This is a genomic window from Pseudonocardia nigra, assembly GCF_019396355.1.
In the GTDB taxonomy this organism is placed as follows: domain Bacteria; phylum Actinomycetota; class Actinomycetes; order Mycobacteriales; family Pseudonocardiaceae; genus Pseudonocardia; species Pseudonocardia nigra.
Genome location: NZ_JAHKRK010000191.1, coordinates 1 through 16,427, shown reverse-complemented (window position 1 = coordinate 16,427; position 16,427 = coordinate 1). Strand labels below are relative to the sequence as shown.

17 protein-coding genes are annotated in these 16,427 nt (G+C 74.6%); 6 read left to right on the top strand and 11 right to left on the bottom strand.

What is annotated here, in order from left to right:
• Positions 1-11: 11 nt before the first annotated feature.
• The 4 genes from lipB to lpdA form a co-directional block, all read right to left on the bottom strand.
• Positions 12-764, bottom strand: coding sequence for a lipoyl(octanoyl) transferase LipB (lipB, locus tag KME75_RS32090; RefSeq protein WP_219418690.1), 753 nt, complete (start codon positions 762-764; stop codon positions 12-14).
• A 119-nt stretch (positions 765-883) separates the two neighbouring features.
• Positions 884-1,777, bottom strand: coding sequence for a TIGR01777 family oxidoreductase (locus tag KME75_RS32085; RefSeq protein ID WP_219418689.1), 894 nt, complete (start codon positions 1,775-1,777; stop codon positions 884-886).
• A gap of 78 nt (positions 1,778-1,855) precedes the next feature.
• Positions 1,856-3,718: a 2-oxoglutarate dehydrogenase, E2 component, dihydrolipoamide succinyltransferase gene (sucB, locus tag KME75_RS32080; protein ID WP_219418688.1), complete on the bottom strand. Its 1,863-nt coding sequence runs from the start codon at positions 3,716-3,718 to the stop codon at positions 1,856-1,858.
• A gap of 60 nt (positions 3,719-3,778) precedes the next feature.
• Positions 3,779-5,161, bottom strand: a complete 1,383-nt coding sequence (gene lpdA, locus KME75_RS32075; RefSeq protein WP_219418687.1) for a dihydrolipoyl dehydrogenase — start codon at positions 5,159-5,161, stop codon at positions 3,779-3,781.
• 160 nt (positions 5,162-5,321) lie between these two features.
• On the opposite strand from lpdA, the gene KME75_RS32070 reads away from it, so the two are divergent.
• Positions 5,322-5,669 (top strand): oxidoreductase, encoded by a 348-nt coding sequence (locus KME75_RS32070; protein WP_219418686.1) that lies wholly within the window; start codon positions 5,322-5,324, stop codon positions 5,667-5,669.
• A 190-nt stretch (positions 5,670-5,859) separates the two neighbouring features.
• On the opposite strand, the gene KME75_RS32065 is transcribed toward KME75_RS32070, so the two are convergent.
• Positions 5,860-7,365, bottom strand: a complete 1,506-nt coding sequence (locus tag KME75_RS32065; RefSeq protein WP_219418685.1) for a leucyl aminopeptidase — start codon at positions 7,363-7,365, stop codon at positions 5,860-5,862.
• Between the two features lie 135 nt (positions 7,366-7,500).
• Between KME75_RS32065 and KME75_RS32060 the strand changes: the two genes are divergently transcribed.
• Positions 7,501-8,760: an APC family permease gene (locus tag KME75_RS32060; protein WP_219418684.1), complete on the top strand. Its 1,260-nt coding sequence runs from the start codon at positions 7,501-7,503 to the stop codon at positions 8,758-8,760.
• A gap of 89 nt (positions 8,761-8,849) precedes the next feature.
• On the opposite strand, the gene KME75_RS32055 is transcribed toward KME75_RS32060, so the two are convergent.
• Positions 8,850-9,569 (bottom strand): PASTA domain-containing protein, encoded by a 720-nt coding sequence (locus tag KME75_RS32055; protein ID WP_246633257.1) that lies wholly within the window; start codon positions 9,567-9,569, stop codon positions 8,850-8,852.
• Positions 9,570-9,722: 153 nt separating this feature from the next.
• Positions 9,723-10,283: a TetR/AcrR family transcriptional regulator gene (locus tag KME75_RS32050; protein WP_219418682.1), complete on the bottom strand. Its 561-nt coding sequence runs from the start codon at positions 10,281-10,283 to the stop codon at positions 9,723-9,725.
• A 36-nt stretch (positions 10,284-10,319) separates the two neighbouring features.
• Between KME75_RS32050 and KME75_RS32045 the strand changes: the two genes are divergently transcribed.
• The 3 genes from KME75_RS32045 to KME75_RS32035 are packed head-to-tail and all read left to right on the top strand — an operon-like array spanning position 10,320 to position 13,009.
• Complete coding sequence (locus tag KME75_RS32045) at positions 10,320-10,742, top strand: SRPBCC family protein (protein ID WP_219418681.1); 423 nt, start codon at positions 10,320-10,322, stop codon at positions 10,740-10,742.
• Positions 10,743-10,752: 10 nt separating this feature from the next.
• Positions 10,753-11,850, top strand: a complete 1,098-nt coding sequence (gene gcvT / locus KME75_RS32040; RefSeq protein ID WP_308283278.1) for a glycine cleavage system aminomethyltransferase GcvT — start codon at positions 10,753-10,755, stop codon at positions 11,848-11,850.
• 55 nt (positions 11,851-11,905) lie between these two features.
• On the top strand, positions 11,906-13,009 hold the full coding sequence (locus KME75_RS32035; protein WP_219418679.1) for a branched-chain amino acid aminotransferase: 1,104 nt from the start codon (positions 11,906-11,908) through the stop codon (positions 13,007-13,009).
• Between the two features lie 73 nt (positions 13,010-13,082).
• Here the strand turns inward: KME75_RS32035 and KME75_RS32030 are convergent, their stop codons facing one another.
• The 4 genes from KME75_RS32030 to KME75_RS32015 form a co-directional block, all read right to left on the bottom strand.
• Positions 13,083-13,826, bottom strand: coding sequence for an adenosylcobinamide-GDP ribazoletransferase (locus KME75_RS32030; protein ID WP_219418678.1), 744 nt, complete (start codon positions 13,824-13,826; stop codon positions 13,083-13,085).
• Positions 13,823-14,848, bottom strand: coding sequence for a nicotinate-nucleotide--dimethylbenzimidazole phosphoribosyltransferase (gene cobT / locus KME75_RS32025; protein ID WP_219418677.1), 1,026 nt, complete (start codon positions 14,846-14,848; stop codon positions 13,823-13,825). Before cobT ends, KME75_RS32030 begins: the two co-directional genes overlap by 4 nt.
• Before the next feature lie 168 nt (positions 14,849-15,016).
• Complete coding sequence (locus tag KME75_RS32020; RefSeq protein WP_219418676.1) at positions 15,017-15,547, bottom strand: bifunctional adenosylcobinamide kinase/adenosylcobinamide-phosphate guanylyltransferase; 531 nt, start codon at positions 15,545-15,547, stop codon at positions 15,017-15,019.
• Positions 15,548-15,662: 115 nt separating this feature from the next.
• A complete protein-coding gene (locus tag KME75_RS32015; protein WP_219418675.1) occupies positions 15,663-16,292 on the bottom strand; it encodes a DUF3043 domain-containing protein in 630 nt (209 codons plus the stop codon).
• Positions 16,293-16,325: 33 nt separating this feature from the next.
• On the opposite strand from KME75_RS32015, the gene KME75_RS44025 reads away from it, so the two are divergent.
• A partial coding sequence (locus KME75_RS44025; RefSeq protein WP_219418691.1) for a glycerate kinase occupies positions 16,326-16,427 on the top strand: 102 nt, incomplete at its 3' end.

Sequence of the window (16,427 nt, the reverse complement as noted above, 5' to 3'; positions counted from 1 at the left end):
GGGACCGGTGGTCAGCGCAGGGCCGGGTGCAGCTGCAGGTCCAGGCCGGCGGGCGCCGCCGCCCGCGCGACGACGTGCTCGGCCACCGGCAGCGTCCCGTCGAGCGCGGCGGTGACGGCCGCGGCCGCCGCCTCCAGCACCTCGGCGACCGGCACCGGCCGGCCCAGCTCGGCGGCGAGCGACGTGACCCCGGCGTCGGTGATCCCGCACGGGACGATCCGGTCGTAGGCCGCGAGGTCGGGGTCGCAGTTGAGGGCGAACCCGTGCAGCGTGACGCCGCCCTGCACGCGCACCCCGATCGCGGCGATCTTGCGCTCGGGACCGCGCTCGTCGGCGGGCAGCCACACGCCGCTGCGGCCGTCCACTCGGCCCGCCTGCGTGACGCCGAGGTCGTGCACCACCCGGATCAGCGCCTCCTCCAGCCGGCGGACGAAGTCGACCACGTCGAGCGGCTCGGCGAGCGCGACGATCGGGTAGCCGACGAGCTGGCCCGGGCCGTGCCACGTGATCCGGCCGCCGCGGTCGACGTCGATCACCGGGGTGCCGTCGGTGGGGCGGTCGGACGGCTGCGTGCGCTTGCCCGCGGTGTAGACCGGCGGGTGCTCGAGCACCATGAGGACGTCGGGTCCGCGGCCCTCGCGCCGGGCGTCGGCGTGGGCGCGCTGGGCGTCCCACGCGGCGAGGTAGTCGACGACACCCGCCCGATCGACGTGCAGGGGTTCGGCGGACCGGCGGCAGGAGCGGACGGAGGGCGACGTTCCCATGGTCGCCACGCTACGCCCGGGCCGCCGGTCCGGTCAGCACCGGTCCGGCCCGCGGCGTCCGGGTCCGGCCGCGGCGCGGCGACACTGATCCCGGCAGCGGCCGGAACGACGGGTCGCCCTCAGCGGCCGACGGCGGCGGAGAGCGCCTCTCCCAAGCCGATGTGCCGGAACGGGTACCCGGCGGCCTGCAGTTTCGCCGGCACGGCCCGCTGGCCGTAGAGGAGCATCTCCTCGCCCATCGCGCCGAGCGTGCGCTGGAGGGCGAACTCCGGGACGGCGAGGAACGGGGCGGGCCTGCCCACCGCGCTCGCCAGCGCCTTCGTGAACTCGGCGTTCGTGACTGGGGTGGGCGCGGTCAGGTTCACCGGGCCGGCGAGCTCGGGGTGCTCCAGCACGTAGCGAATGGCGCCGACCTCGTCGTCCAGCGAGATCCAGGACAGGTACTGCCGGCCGCTGCCCAGCCGGGCGCCCAGGAACGCGGCGAACAGCGGCCGGAGCCTGCCCAGCAGCCCGCCTGCGGGGGAGAGCACCACCCCGCTGCGCAACAGGGCGACCCGCGCACCCGCATCCTGCGCCTTCCGGGTGGCGGCCTCCCAGTCGCGGCAGACCTCGGCCAGGAAACCGGTGCCGGACGGGGCGCTCTCGTCCACCGCGCGACCGCCGGTGTCGCCGTAGTAGCCCACCGCGGAGGCGGAGAGAAACGCGGGAACCCGGTGGTCGGCCACGGCGGTGGCGAGCACCTCCGTGGGGACGTTGCGGCTGTCGCGCACCATCTGCCGCCGGGCCCCACTCCAGGGCCGGTCGCCGATCCCGACGCCGCCCAGGTTGACCACGGCGTCGACGCCGTCGAACGTGCCGTCGTCGACACGCCCGGCGGGAGGGTCCCAGCCCCGCTCGTCCGGGGCGGCGGGTGCCCTCCGGACAAGACGCCGGACCTCGTGGCCCGCTTCGCGCAGATGGGCCACGAGGGCGGTTCCGATCAGGCCGGACGACCCGGCGACGACGACGCGCACCCCATGATCCTCTCGGAACCGGGCCGGGCGCGCGAGTCGGGTACCCCGACCCGCGCGCCCGTCAGGACCCCTCGAGCGTCAGAGACCGAGGTCGGCCTCGAAGGCGCCCTCCTCCAACCGCAGCCGGATCGCGCTGAGGAACCGGCCGGCGTCGGCGCCGTCGACCAGACGGTGGTCGTAGGTCAGCGGCAGGAAACACATCGAGCGGATCGCGATGACGTCCTCGCCGTCCGGACCGGTGATCACCGCGGCCTGCTTGCTGATCGCACCGGTGCCGAGGATCGCCACCTGCGGCTGGTTGATGATCGGCGTGTCGAACAGCGCACCGGCGCTGCCGATGTTGGTGATCGTGAACGTGCCGCCCGACAGCTCGTCCGGGCCGATCTTGTTGTCGCGGGTGCGGGCCGCCACGTCGGCGATCCGCCTGGCGAGCCCCGCGATGTTGAGGTCCTCGGCGTTCTTGATCACCGGGACGAGGAGCCCGCGCGGGGTGTCCACCGCGATCGCCAGGTGCACGGCGTCGTGGTAGGTGACCTCCTTGGTCTCCTCGTTGATCGACGCGTTGACCTGCGGGAATGCCTTGAGCGCCTCGACCGTGGCCTTCGCGAAGAACGGCAGGTAGGTCAGCTTGACGCCCTCGCGCCGCTCGAACTCCGCCTTCGCGCGGGCCCGCAGCTTGGCGATGCGCGTGACGTCGATCTCCTGCACGGTGGTGAGCTGCGCCGAGATCTTCAGCGACTCGCTCATCCGCTGCGCGATCACCTGCCGCAGGCGCGGCATCTTCACCGTGGAGCCCGGCTGCGGGCCGCCCTCCCGCGGCTTCGGCACCTGACGGGCCGGGCCGGACGGGGCCGACGGGGCGCCCGCGGCGGCCGGGGCGGCGGCGGGCTCCGGGGTGGGCTCGGCGGCCGGCTTCGCGGCCTCGGCCGCGGCCAGCACGTCCTGCTTGCGGATCCGCCCACCGACGCCCGAGCCCTTGATCGACGAGAGGTCGACACCGTGCTCGGCGGCCAGCTTGCGCACCAGCGGGGTGACGTACGGGGCGCTCGTGCCGCCGTCGGACTCCGGCCGCTCGGGCTGCTCGGACGGGCGCTCGGCCCGCTCGGCCTGCTCCTCCGCCTTCTCGGTCTTCTCCGCCGTCTCGGCCTGCTGCGGGGCGGCCGAGCCGTTCCCCGAGGGCTGCTCGGCGGCGGGCTGCTCCGCGGGGCGCTCCTCGGCGGACGGGGCCTCCTCTGCGGGGGCGTCCGAGCCACCCGACGGCGCGGCCGACGCGTCACCGATCACGGCGAGCTGGGCGCCCACCTCGACCGTCTCGTCCTCGCTCGCGGTGATCTCCAGCAGCGTGCCCGCCACGGGCGACGGGATCTCCGTGTCGACCTTGTCGGTGGAGATCTCCAGCAGCGGCTCGTCGACGGCGACCTCGTCACCGACCTGCTTGAGCCAGCGGGTGACGGTGCCCTCGGTGACGCTCTCGCCGAGCTCCGGCATGCGGACGGCGGTGCCGGAGTCGGTGGACCCGGTGGCGGCCTTCGGCTTCTCGGCGGGCTCGTCGCCACCACTCGCGGCGTTCGCCTGGTTCGGCGGTGCCTCGGGCGTCTTCTCGGCGGGCTCCTCCTCCGCGGGCGCCTCGACGGCGTCCTCGGCGGGCGTCTCGCCCCCGGCCGGGGCAGGCGTGGCGTCGCCGGAGTCGGCGGGCGCCTCGTCGGCGTCGCCGATCACGGCCAGCTCGCCGCCGACCTCGACGGTCTCGTCCTCGCCTGCGACGATCCGCTGCAGCACACCTGCCGCGGGCGAGGGGATCTCGGTGTCGACCTTGTCGGTGGAGACCTCGAGCAGCGGCTCGTCGACCTCGACCCGGTCCCCCTCCTGCTTGAGCCATCGGGTGACGGTGCCCTCGGTGACACTCTCACCGAGGGCGGGCATCTGGACGGAGAAGGCCATGGCGGGTCGGAGCTCCTCTTCCTACGCGATCGGGGGTTCGGCCGGTGACAAACCGGTCTCTCAGCTGTGGCTGTGCAGCGGCTTGCCGGCGAGAGCCAGGTGCGCCTCGCCGAACGCCTCGTTCTGGGTGGGGTGGGCGTGGACGAGCGCGGCCACGTCCTCGGCCTGCGCGTCCCAGTTGTAGACGAGCTGGGCCTCGCCGATGAGCTCGCCGACGCGGGCGCCGACCATGTGGATGCCGACGACCGGCCCCTGCGTCCCCTCGGCGCCCGCCTTGATCAGTTTGATGGCGCCCTGGGTCTGCAGGATCTGGCTCTTGCCGTTGCCGCCGAGGTCGTAGGTGAGCGTCTGGATCTCCCCGTGCTTCTCGCGGGCCTGCGCCTCGGTGAGACCCACGGAGGCCACCTCCGGTTCGCAGTAGGTGACGCGCGGGATGCCCGCCTCGTCGATCACCGGCGGGTTGAGGCCCGCGATGTCCTCGGCCACGAAGATGCCCTGCTGGAAGCCGCGGTGGGCCAGCTGCAGGCCGGGGACGATGTCGCCGAGGGCGTAGACGTTCTCGAGGTTGGTGCGCAGCCGCTCGTCGGCGAGGACGAACCCGCGCTCCATCGCCACGCCGGCCTCCTCGAAACCGGCGTTGGCGGTGTTCGGGCCGCGGCCGACGGCGACCAGCAGCAGGTCGGCCTCGATCTCCTCGCCGGACTCCAGCGAGACGGTGACGTTGTCGTCGGTCTGCTTGGCCCCCGTGAACTTCACGCCGGTCTTAAAGGTGATCTTGCGCCGGCGGAACGCGCGCTCGAGCAGTTTCGAGGCGAACTCGTCCTCGTTGGGGACCAGGCGGGGGAGCGCCTCGACGACCGTGACCTCGGCACCGAAGCTCTTGAACACGCTCGCGAACTCGACGCCGATCACGCCGCCGCCGAGCACCACGACCCGATCGGGCACGTGGTCGAGGCGGATCGCCTCGTTGCTGGTGATGACCCGGCCGCCGATGTCCAGGCCGGGAAGGGACTTGGAGTAGCTGCCGGTGGCGAGCACGACCTTCTTGCCGACGTAGCGGTCCTCGCCCACCACGACCGCGTTCGGGCCCTCGAAGCGACCCGTGCCCTCCACCAAGGTGATCTTGCGGGACTTCACGAGCCCCTGCAGTCCCTTGTAGAGCCTGGAGACGACGCCGTCCTTGTAGGTGTTGACCCCGGCCATGTCGATCCCGGCCAGCGAGCTCTGCACACCGATCTTCTCGCCCTCGCGCGCCGAGTCGGCCACCTCGGCGGCGTGCAGGAGGGCCTTGGTGGGGATGCAGCCCCAGTGCAGGCAGGTGCCACCGAGCTTGTCGCGCTCCACCAGCACGACGGACATGCCGAGCTCGGCCGCGCGCAGCGCACAGGCGTACCCGCCCGATCCACCGCCGAGAACGACCAGGTCCGCGTTGTGCTCGGGCACTCTGTACTCCCTCAACCGATAGGCCGGCGCAGTGCGTCTGACAGCGACATGTGACGTCGCGGTTCCCATCTTGTCATCCGCGCTCCGTGCGCGCGGCGGCTGGTGCGCCCGGGAGAAAATCGGCGCGGCCGCGCGTTGGCCGGGCAGGAGGTGGGTCGCGATGGACCTGCTCGGCAGATTGCGGAGGCGGCGCCGCGGGGCGTCCCGTACCGGCGACGGCGCGGACGAGGCGCACCTGCGCTCCTGGGCCGCCGCACACGATGGCGTGGAGGCGTTCGTCGAGCCGCGCACCGCGGTCACGGAGACCACGGTGCTGCTGGTCGACGCCGTGGGCGAGTGGACCCGCAGGCGCGTGCAGTCGCCGGACCGGGCGCGCAGGCTGGCCCGGTCGCTGAAGATCCCGATCTACGACGTCGAGCTGCTCGGCTACCCGCAGCGCATGCGCGACCACGACGCCCGGCAGCGGATCCTGCGGGAGCGGGACCGCCGCCGCGACCTGGAGCGGTAGGGCTCGGCTCACGCACCCCGTGTCCGTCCACGCACCCCGTGTCCGTCCGTGCACCCCGTGTCGCCCGTGCACCCCGTGTCGCCCGTGCACCCCGTGTCGGCGCATGCGCCCCGTCGACGGGGTGCGTGAGCGGAGAAGGGGTGCGTGGGCCGGCGGGTCGGTGGCGCGCGGTCAGGGGCCGACCGGGTGGTCAGCCGTTCTCGGCGATGTCGGCCAGCACCGCGAACATCGTGCGGACCGGCACGCCCGTGCCGCCCTTGTGCGTGTAGCCGTACGGCCCACCGGAGTGGAAGCTCGGGCCGGCGATGTCGATGTGCGCCCACGGCAGGCCGTCCGGCACGAACTCGCGCAGGAACGTCCCGGCCACGAGCATGCCGCCCCAGCGGGCGCCGGTGACGTTGGCGATGTCGGCGATCCGCGAGTCCAGCTCGCCGCGCATGTGCTCGGGCAGCGGCATCGCCCAGCCGTCCTCGCCGGTGGCGCGGGCGTGCGCGGCCACCCGGTCGCGGAACTCGTCGCTGCCCATCACGCCGGCGGTGCGCAGGCCGAGCGCCACCTGCTGGGCGCCCGTGAGGGTGGAGGTCTCGACGAGGTAGTCGGGGTCGTCCTCGGCGGCGCGGGTGATCGCGTCGGCGAGGATCAGCCGGCCCTCGGCGTCGGTGTTGAGCACCTCGACGGTCTTGCCGCCGTACATGCGCAGCACATCGCCGGGACGGTAGGCCGTGGCGCTGGGCATGTTCTCGGCCATCGGCACGGTCGCGGTCACGGCCACCGGCAGCTCCAGCTGCGCGGCGAGCACCGTGGTCGCGATGACCGCCGCCGCGCCCCCCATGTCGGAGGTCATGTGGTCCATGTTCGCCGCCGGCTTGATCGAGATGCCGCCGGTGTCGAACGTGATGCCCTTGCCGACCAGCGCCACCTTCGCCCGCGGCGCCGACCCACCCGCATACCGGAGCCGGACCAGCCGTGGCTTGCGGGACGAGCCCTGGCCCACGCCGAGCACGCCGCCGAACCCGCCCGCGGCCAGCGCCTCGTCGTCGAGCACCTCGACCTCGAGGCCCGCGGCCTCGGCCAGCTCCCGCGCCCGGGCCGCGAAGGACTCGGGGAACAGGTCGTTCGGCGGCGTGTTGACGAGGTCGCGCGCGGTGCACACGGCCCGGCCGATCGCCGCGGCCGTGCGGAGGGTCGCCTCGGCGTCCGCGCCGTCGGCCACCAGGCCGACCCGGCCGACGGGGGCCTTGCCGTTGCCGTTCGTGCGGTAGGCGGTGAACGAGTACGCGCCGAGCAGCGTGCCCTCGGCCGCCGCGGCGAGGTCGACCCGGCCGAGCGTGCTCAGCGCGTGCCCGATGCCGGTCAGTGCGCGCGCAGCGGCGCCCGCGGCCCGCCGGACCTGCTCCGCGGCCGGCGCCCCGTCCGCGTCCGGCTTGCCCATGCCGACCGCCACGAGAAGCGGCGCCGTGAGCGAGCCGCGCGTGGGCACCTTGACGACCTCGTCGGCCTTGCCCGTGGCGCCGGCGACGGCGAGCAGCCCGATGAGGCCGGCGTCGCCGTCGAACGCGGCGGCGACCTCGTCGGCCCCCGGCGCGAGCCGCGGCGCGTCCCCGCCCTGGGACGGCGGCAGCACCCCGATCACGACGGCGTCGGCTTCGGCGGTGGCGGGTGAACCCTCGGCGATGTAGAGGTCCGTGGACGTCAAGGCGCATTCCTCCCGGTGGGTCGGTTCCGTTGCCCCGGGCCCGGATCCGGTTCTCCCGCGGCGAGATCGCTTCGAGATGTTAATGACACCGGCGTGCCGTCGGATCCGGCAGGCCCGGATGCGAGGGTGTGCGCCATGTCCTCCAGCGTGCAGCGCAGGCTCGGCACGGCCGATGCCGTCGTGTTGGGGCTGGCGGCCATGCTCGGCACCGGGGTGTTCGCCGTGTGGGCGCCGGCCGCGGCTGCCGCCGGGCCGTGGCTGCTGCTCGCCGTCGTCATCGCGGGGATCGTCGCCGCCTGCAACGCGGCCTCCACCGCCGACCTCGCCGTCGCCCACCCGGAGAGCGGCGGTGGCTTCGTCTACGGGCGCGAGCGGCTCTCGCCTGCGGCCGGGCGGCTCGCCGGGGTGGCCTTCCTCGTCGGGAAGTCCGCGTCGGCCGCGGCGGCCGCCGGCGTCTTCGGCGGCTACGTGCTCCAGGTGCAGCCGCTGCCCGCCGCGATACTGGCGATCGTCGTCGTCACCGTGCTGAACGTCGCCGGCGTGCGGTGGACGGCCCGTGGCGCGTACACGCTGGTCGGCGGCACGCTCGCCGTGCTGCTCGTCGTGATAGTGGTGGGGCTGCTCGGCCCGAGCGGGGCGGAGGAGGTCGCCTCGGCGGCGACGCCCGAGGTGGAGACGGTGCCGATGCGCAGCGGCCCGCTCGGCGTGCTCACCGCGGCCGGGCTCGTGTTCTTCGCCTTCGCGGGGTACGCCCGGATCGCCACCCTCGGCGAGGAGGTCCGCGACCCGGGCCGGACGCTGCGCAGGGCGATCGTCACGGCGCTCGGGATCGCGCTGGTCACCTACCTCCTCGTGGCCACGGCCCTGCTGGTCGGGCTCGGCGCCGACCGGCTCGCCACCGAGCCCGCGCCGCTCGTTGCGCTCGTCGACAGCGGGGACACCAGTGCCTTCGGCGTGCTCGTCCGCGTCGGTGCAGCGGTTGCGGCGGGCTCGGCGCTGCTGTCGGTCCTCGTCGGCGTGAGCCGCACGACCCTCGCGATGGCCCGCCGGCACGAACTGCCCGCCGCCCTCGCCGCCATCGGCCCGCGGGGCACGCCGTGGCGCGCCGACCTCGCGGGCGGGGTCGTCGCCGTCGTCCTCGCGACCCTCGCCGGGCCGATCGCGGCGATCGCGCTCTCGGCGTGCTCCGTGCTCGTCTACTACGCGGTGATCAACGTCGCGGCCCTCCGCCTGCCGGCCGCCCAGCGGCGCTGGCCCGCGTGGACCTCGTGCCTCGGGCTGCTGCTGTGCCTCGGGCTCGCCGTGCTGCTGCCGCTGCAGCAGGTGCTGATCACGGCGGCCGCGCTCGCGGTCGGGTGGGGGATCTGCACCATGCACGCGCGGGCCCGCGGCTGAGAACGGACAGCCCCGACCGAAGCGCCGCCGCGCCCGGCCCTGCCCACGGCCATCTTCAACCGCCCCACCAGCATCGGTGCAGCGGTCGCTCACCCGATCCGGGTGATCGCGTCGATCTGCAGCACCGGGACTGTCGTGCTTCCCCCGATCGTCGTGTCGTACGAGAGGGTTCCACCCACGGTGACCTCTGCTCTGAACAGGTCATCGACGACGATGTCGCGCAGTCCCTCGGTGGTGCCGCTGAGCACCGTGTTGGTCTCGTAGTCGTAGATCCGGTCGTGCTGAACCCCGTCGACGGACGCCCGGAAGACGCTCGTCCCCGTCGCGGTGTCGAACTGTGTGACCCTGCCGAAGACGATGATCCGCTCGCCCCGGTGCGAGTCGGGGTCCTTTGCAATCGTCTGCCACTCCCGGCCGGTGATGCTGCGGTGCGGTTCGGGCGGCGGCGGCGCCAGCGTGACGTGGACGGGGTCGCCTGCTCGCTGCCGAACGCCAGGCCTCGGGCTCTGGCCCGTCACCTGGCTGGACATGGGCGCGTCGTTCTGCGCGAACCGGACGTCGAGGACCCCGGCGGCGCCGAGCGCCGCGCTGGCCTGATCGCCTGTCATGCCGGTGAGGTCGGGAACGGTGACCTGCCGGGCGGCCGGTGCGAGGGAGGTCGGCCGAGGCGGGGACGTTGACCGTTCCGCCGCGGCACCGGTGACCTCGGCCGGTCGCACGGTGCCGGAGACCGGTTCCGCGGAACACGCACCGGCCATCAGCAGGAGCAGTGCCGAAGCGGCCGATTGGAGGACGAACCGCCGGATCATGCTCGACAAGTCGCCGAGCGTGTGCGTTGCGTTACCGGCAATCAGCGAGATGCACCCGCAGTCGTCTCCGTGGTCCACGCCCACCTCGGCGGCGGCGTCTCGGTCGCGCCCACCGCATCCGGGTGAATGGTCAGCCGGGCGAGGCGTCTGCCCTCATTTGCGCCTCGCCGGTCGGGTGTACGCCGCCAGGTGCACCTCTGCCGCCGCCCGCACGCCCTCGACGTCGCCGGTCGCGAGCAGGTCCAGCAGCAGCCCGCGCGCGACGGCGAGCCGCAGCCGGGCGTGTGCGCGCGCCTCGGCGGGCGGGACGCCGCTGCTGACGGTCAGCTCGGTGAGGGGTTCCAGCCAGTCGTCCACCACCCCGTCCAGCAGCGCCACGGCGTGCGGCCTGCCCTGCAGAGCCTGGCCGTACAGCTCGAAGAACAGCCGCTGCGACGGCCACAGCGCGGGGTCGGTCAACTGCGCCCAGAACCGGCGCGCCTGCTCCGCGGGGTCCGCGTCGGGCTCGACGAGGAGTGTGGCCAGCAGGTCGCGCTGGCGCTGCTCGACGGCCCGGGTGATCGCTACGAGCAGGCCCTCGCGGGAGCCGAAGTGGTAGATGAGCATCCGGTGGCTCGTGCCCGCCGCCGCGGCCAGGTCACGGAGGCTGCTGTCCCCGATGCCGTGGCTCGTCACGTGGTCGAGCACGGTGGCCAGTAGTGTGTCCCGCGACATGTACCGAATGGTACGTGCAGCACGTCGGAGGTTCTCATGGAGTTCGAGCGGAGCGTGTCGATCGACGCCGAGCCCGCGGTCGTCTGGACCGAGCTGATCGACATCGAGCGCTGGCCGGAGTCGACGCCGTCCATGACCGAGGTCCGGCGGCTCGACGAGGGCCCGCTCGCGGTCGGGAGCGCCGCACTGGTGCGCCAGCCCCGGCTGCCCGCGGCGCGGTGGGAGGTCGCCGAGCTCGTGCCCGGCCGCTCGTTCACCTGGGTCTCCACGGCGCCGGGCGTGCGCACGGTCGGCAAGCACCACGTCGAACGGGCCGGGACGGGCAGCGTGCTGCGGCTGCGGCTGGTGCAGCAGGGGCCGGGTGGGCGGCTGATCGGGCTGCTCGCCGGCGGGCTCATCCGCCGCTACGTCACACAGGAGGGCGACGGGCTCAAGCGCCGCTGTGAGGCACGTCAGTAGGGTCCCTCCCGTGGACGACCTCCTCACGAGCCCCCTGCACGACCGGCACACCGCGCTCGGAGCCACCCTCGGCGCGTTCGGCGGCTGGTCGATGCCCCTGTCCTATCCGGACGGCACGGTCGCCGAGCACACCGCGGTGCGCGAGGCCGTCGGTGTCTTCGACGTGAGCCATCTCGGCAAGCTGACGATCGCGGGGCCGGGTGCGGCCGACTTCGTCAACCGCTGCTTCACCGCCGACCTGGGCAAGATCGGCCCGGGCCACGCGCAGTACACGCTGTGCTGCGCCGAGGACGGTGGCGTCGTCGACGACATCATCGTCTACCTGGTGGGGCCGGACGAGGTGCTGGCCGTGCCGAACGCCGCCAACGCCGAGCGGGTGGCGCAGCTGCTGCGCGCCGCCGCGCCCGAGGGCGTCGAGATCACCGGCCGGCACCGCGACCTGGCGGTGCTCGCCGTGCAGGGCCCCAAGGCGCCCGAGGTGCTCGTGACGGTGCTGCCGGGCGCCGCCGATCTCGCGGGCATGGACTACATGGCCTTCGCCGACGTCGCCGACGTGCGCGTGTGCCGCACCGGCTACACCGGCGAGCGCGGGTACGAGCTGCTCGTCCCGGCCGATGACGCCCCGCGGGTGTGGGACGCGCTGCTCGCGGCCGCCGAGCCGCTGGGTGGCCGCCCGGCCGGCCTGGCCGCCCGCGACACGCTGCGCACCGAGATGGGCTACCCGCTGCACGGCCAGGACCTGTCCGCCGAGATCACGCCCGTCCAGGCGGGCAGCAGCTGGGCGGTCGGCTGGTCGAAGCCGGAGTTCTGGGGGCGCGCCGCGCTCGTCGCGGAGCGGGAGGCCAAGCCCGCGCGGCGGCTGCGCGGCCTGCGCGCCACCGGCCGGGGCGTTCCCCGGGCGGGCATGGCGGTGCTGCGCGACGGGGAGCGCGTCGGCGTGACGACGTCGGGCACGTTCTCCCCGACGCTGAAGGTGGGCATCGCGCTCGCACTGTTGGACACCGCCTCCGGGGTCGGCCTGGACGACACCGTGGTCGTGGACGTGCGCGGCCGCGAGCTGGAGTGCACCGTCGTGAAGCCGCCGTTCGTGCCCTCGCACGTGCGGTGAGGCTCCCGACTGGTCGGACTTCCGACTGTTGTTCCACCGAGTAACGTCTCCACCCATGAGCGTGCAGTTCTCACGGACTCCCCATCCCGCTCCGGTCCCCGACGACCGGCGGGCCGAGATGGTCGCCGACCCGGGCTTCGGGCGGTACTTCACCGACCACATGGTGACGATCAAGTGGACGGCGGAGGAGGGCTGGCACGACGCCAAGGTGGAGCCGTACGGGCCGCTGTCGCTCGACCCGGCCACGATGGTCCTGCACTACGGCCAGGAGATCTTCGAGGGGCTCAAGGCCTACCGCAGGCTCGACGGGTCGATCGCGTCGTTCCGCCCCGACGCCAACGCGGCCCGGTTCCGCGCGTCGGCCGCCCGGATGGCGATGGCGGAGCTGCCCGACGAGCTGTTCCTCGCCTCGCTGCGGGAGCTCGTGTCCGTCGACAACGAGTGGGTGCCGGCGGCGGGCGGCGAGGACTCGCTCTACCTGCGGCCGTTCATGCTCGCCACCGAGGTCGGCCTCGGCGTGCGCCCGTCGGCCGAGTACCTGTACGCGGTGATCGCCTCGCCCGCCGGCCCGTACTTCAGTGGCGGGATCAAGCCGGTCGACGTGTGGCTGTCCACCGACTACACCCGCGCCGCACTGGGCGGCACCGGCACCGCGAAGTGCGGAGGCAACTACGCCGCGTCGCTGCTGCCGCAGGCCCAGGGCGCCGCGAACGGCTGTGCCCAGGTCGCCTACCTCGACGCCGAGGAGCGGCACTGGATCGACGAGATGGGCTCGAACAACCTGTTCTTCGTTTTCGGGTCGGGCGACGACGCGGAGATCGTCACGCCGTCGCTCACCGGCAGCATCCTCGCCGGCATCACCCGCGACTCCCTGCTCGTGCTCGCGAAGGAACTGGGCTGCCAGGTCACCGAGCGGCGCGTGTCGGGCCAGGAGTGGCTCGAGGGCGCCGCCGACGGGCGGATCAGCGAGGTGTTCGGCTGCGGCACCGCGGCCGTGATCACCCCGATCGGCCGGGTGAAGCACAACGAGGGCGAGGTGACGATCGGCGGCGGCGAGCCCGGCCCCGTCACCAAGAAGCTGCGCGCCATGCTCACCGACATCCAGCGCGGCGCGGCCCCCGACACCCACTCCTGGATGCACACGCTCGTCCCGGCCTGACCCGCGCCCATTGTGCCAGCAAGGTGGCAATACTGCCGTCCAGTGACAGTATTGTATTGCCACCTTGCTGGCGTCAGGCCGCCGACAGCGCGACCAGCGCGGCCGTGGTCGCCAGCTCGCTCGCCGCGCCGAGCACGTCGCCGTTCATCCCGCCGAACCGGCGCGCGGTGTGCCGGGACAGGGCGCCGACCACCGCGGCTCCCAGCCCGATCGCGACGACACCGCGGACCCCCGCAAGCCCGAACCCCGCGGCGGCGAGCGCCGTCCACCACGCCGCGGCGACCCACCACGGCTGCGAGCCGGCCACGGTCGCACCGAGGCCGCCGGGCCGCGCGGCAGGGACGCCGCGGCGGCAGATCCAGGCGAACGCCGCGCGCCCGGCGGCGCAGGACAGGACGACGGCACCGAGGGCGGCGGGCGCCGGGCGGGTGGCGAGCGCGGCCAGCGCCGCGGCCTGCGCGCCCAGCGCCACGAGCAGCGTCACGACCGCGAACGGGCCCGCCCCGGCGTCGCGCATCACGGCGAGCGCGCGTTCCGGCGGGCCGTAGCAGCCCAGGCCGTCGGCGGTGTCGGCGAGGCCGTCCAGGTGCATGCCCCGGGTGGCCACGCCGAGGAACCCGACGGTGAGCAGGCCCGCCACCAACGGCGGGAGACCCAACGCGGCGAACCCGAGCAGCAGCCCGCCCGCGGCGGCGCCGAGCAGCGCACCCACCACCGGCGCCCAGCGAATCGCGCCCGCCGCCGTGCCCGCGTCCGGCGCCCCGGTGCGCACCGGGAGCACCGTGAGCCAGCTCAGCGCGAGCGCGAGGCCCCTCACCCCGCCAGGCCGTCCTCCGCCGTCGCGGTCTCGGCGAGCAGCCGGGCGGCCATCTGCAGCAGCGGGACGACGGCGGCCGCGCCCGTCCCGTCGCCGAGGCGGACGCCGAGGTCGAGCACCGGCGCCAGGTCCAGGTGTTCGACGGCCAACGCCATCGCCGGTTCCGGGGAGCGCTGGGCGAGCAGCCACCAGTCGCGGGCGCCCGGGGCCATCTCGTCGGCCACCAGCGCGGCGGCGGCCACCACGAGCCCGTCGAGCAGCACCGGGGTACGGCGCAGGGCCGCCTGGACGCAGAACCCGGCGAGGACGGCGAGGTCGGCTCCGCCCGCGACGCGCAGGAGGGCGAGCGGGTCCCGGGTGTGCGGGCGGGCCCGGCGGAGCCCGTCGCGGATGGCGGCGGCCTTGCGCATCCACGCGTTGTCGTCGATGCCGCTGCCACGCCCGACGACGGCCACCGGCTCGGCGCCGGTCAGGGCGGAGACGAGCACCGACGCCGGGGTCGTCGCCCCGACACCCAGGGCGGCCGGGACGAGCAGGTCGGCCCCGGCGTCCACCTCCTCGTCGGCCAGCGCGCGGCCGACGGCGACGGCCCGGTCGACCTCCTCGGCGGTCAGCGCGTCCTCGCGGTCGATCCGGCCGCTGCCGCGGCGCACCCGGTAGCGGTCGGTGGGCTCGGCGTCGTGGTCCAGCGCGACGTCGACCACGCGCACCGACAGCCCGGCGACCGGCGCCAGCACGGCGACCGGTGCCGTGTGCTCGCGCACGGCGGCGACCTGGGTCGACGTCGTCCCGGCCGCGTGCGCGGACACGCCCGCCTCGGCGATCCCGTGGTCGGCCGCCACGACGACGACGCGGGGGCGCGCCGGCGGGCGGGGCGGGCAGGCGCCCTGGACCGCGGCGAGCCAGCAGCCCAGCTCCGCGAGGCGGCCCAGCGCGCCGTCGGGGACGGCGAGCTCGGCGTGCCGGGCGACGGCGGCGCGGCGGGCGTCGACGTCCGGGGCGGTGATCGCAGGCAGATCCACGCGCTCTTCCTACAGCGGGCGACCGCCGCGCCGCCGGCCGGGTCCGCGGCCGTGCGTCACCGCGTCACACGTCAGGGGCCAGTAAGGTGGCAATGCTGTCACTGGACGGCAGTATCGCCACCTTGCTGGCATCGGGCGCGGGCGGGCGGGGCGGCGCGGGGGTGCGTGTCACTTCAGGCGTAGTGGTAGGCCGGCCACCAGGAGCAGGACCTCGTCACATACGGCGGCGAGCGCCGCGTTGAGCGCGCCGAGCTCGTCGCGGAACAGCCGGCCCGCGCGCGTGGCGGGCACGACCCCCAGCCCGACCTCGGCCGAGACGAGGACGACCCGCCCCGGGCAGGCGGCCACGGCGTCCACGAGCCCGGCCACCGCGGTGTCGACGGCGGGCGGGGTGGCGGGCGACTCCCACGCGCCGGCGTCGTCGAGCACGCCGGTGAGCCAGGTGGCGAGGTCGTCCACCAGCAGCGGGTCGCCGCCCGCGCGGACGAGCGCCGCGACGTCGCCGCCCTCCACCGTCGTCCAGCCGGCGGGACGACGCGCGCGGTGGACGTCGATGCGCGCCGACCACTCGGGGTCGTCGTCGCGGCGGCGGGCCGTGGCGAGGTAGCGCACCGGGGCATCGGCGGGCAGCAGGTCCTCGGCATAGCGGGACTTACCCGACCGGGTGCCGCCGAGCACCAGCGTGCGCCGTGCGTTCACGCCGCCGAGCCCCGCCGCCACATTGCAGCAAAGCCACTTTCCTGCAATGAGATGGCGTGAAAGTGGCTTTGCTGCAATCCGGGTGCGGGCTGGCGGCGGCGGATGGGGAGCACCGTCAGGGGTTCGCGCCCCGCTGTACCCGCGGCTTCGGGACGCGCAGGCGCCGCAGCTGGCTCGCGCGGGTGAAGACGTACCAGCCGGTGCCGAGTCCACCGATCTTCGCGTCCGGGAACTTGGCCCGGGCCTTCCGCGTGATCGTGATCCCGAGGAAGATCCCCTCGGCGATCATCGTGAACAGCGCGACGAGCGTGAACAGGTTGAGGTACTGCTGCACCGCGGGGACCGGGACGAGCAGCGACAGCACCACCAGGATCGCCAGCGGCATGAACAGGCCCATGAGGTGCGGCCGCGAGTCGACGAGGTCGCGGATGTAGGCCTTCACCGGCCCGCGGTCGCGCGGCAGCAGGTAGCGGTCGTCGCCCGCGGCCATCCGCTCGCGCCGCTCGATCGCGGCCTGGCGGCGCTGCTCCTTCGACGGGCGGTTGGCCTTGGCCAGCCGCGCGGCCTCGCGCTGGGTGCGCGGCGGGGGCGGGGCCGGGCCGCGGCGCTTGTTCTCGGCCTCGCGGCGCTTCGGCGTGGGACGGCCCTTGCCGACGGTGCGCGTCGGCTCGGCCGGGCCGTGCCCGGTGTCCGTCGCCTCGGACTCGACGACGGCGGCGGGTGTGGAGCGACGCAGGAACCTCACGACCTCCACATTACGGGCCGTTAAGGTCTCCCCGTGCGAGTGGTCGTGGCTCCGGATTCCTTTGGCGGCACCTTGAGCGCGACGGCGGCGGCCGACGCGATCGCGACGGGTTGGGGGGGCGCCGCCCCGCGCGGC

Bases quoted from the DNA above. Each gene is read 5' to 3' on its own strand.
- KME75_RS32060 (WP_219418684.1), top strand. From the start codon at position 7,501: ATGTCCTCCAGCGTGCAGCGCAGGCTCGGCACGGCCGATGCCGTCGTG.
- KME75_RS32050 (WP_219418682.1), bottom strand. From the start codon at position 10,283: ATGTCGCGGGACACACTACTGGCCACCGTGCTCGACCACGTGACGAGC.
- lipB (WP_219418690.1), bottom strand. From the start codon at position 764: ATGGGAACGTCGCCCTCCGTCCGCTCCTGCCGCCGGTCCGCCGAACCC.
- sucB (WP_219418688.1), bottom strand. From the start codon at position 3,718: ATGGCCTTCTCCGTCCAGATGCCCGCCCTCGGTGAGAGTGTCACCGAG.
- KME75_RS32070 (WP_219418686.1), top strand. From the start codon at position 5,322: ATGGACCTGCTCGGCAGATTGCGGAGGCGGCGCCGCGGGGCGTCCCGT.
- KME75_RS32055 (WP_246633257.1), bottom strand. From the start codon at position 9,569: ATGATCCGGCGGTTCGTCCTCCAATCGGCCGCTTCGGCACTGCTCCTG.
- KME75_RS32045 (WP_219418681.1), top strand. From the start codon at position 10,320: ATGGAGTTCGAGCGGAGCGTGTCGATCGACGCCGAGCCCGCGGTCGTC.
- KME75_RS32035 (WP_219418679.1), top strand. From the start codon at position 11,906: ATGAGCGTGCAGTTCTCACGGACTCCCCATCCCGCTCCGGTCCCCGAC.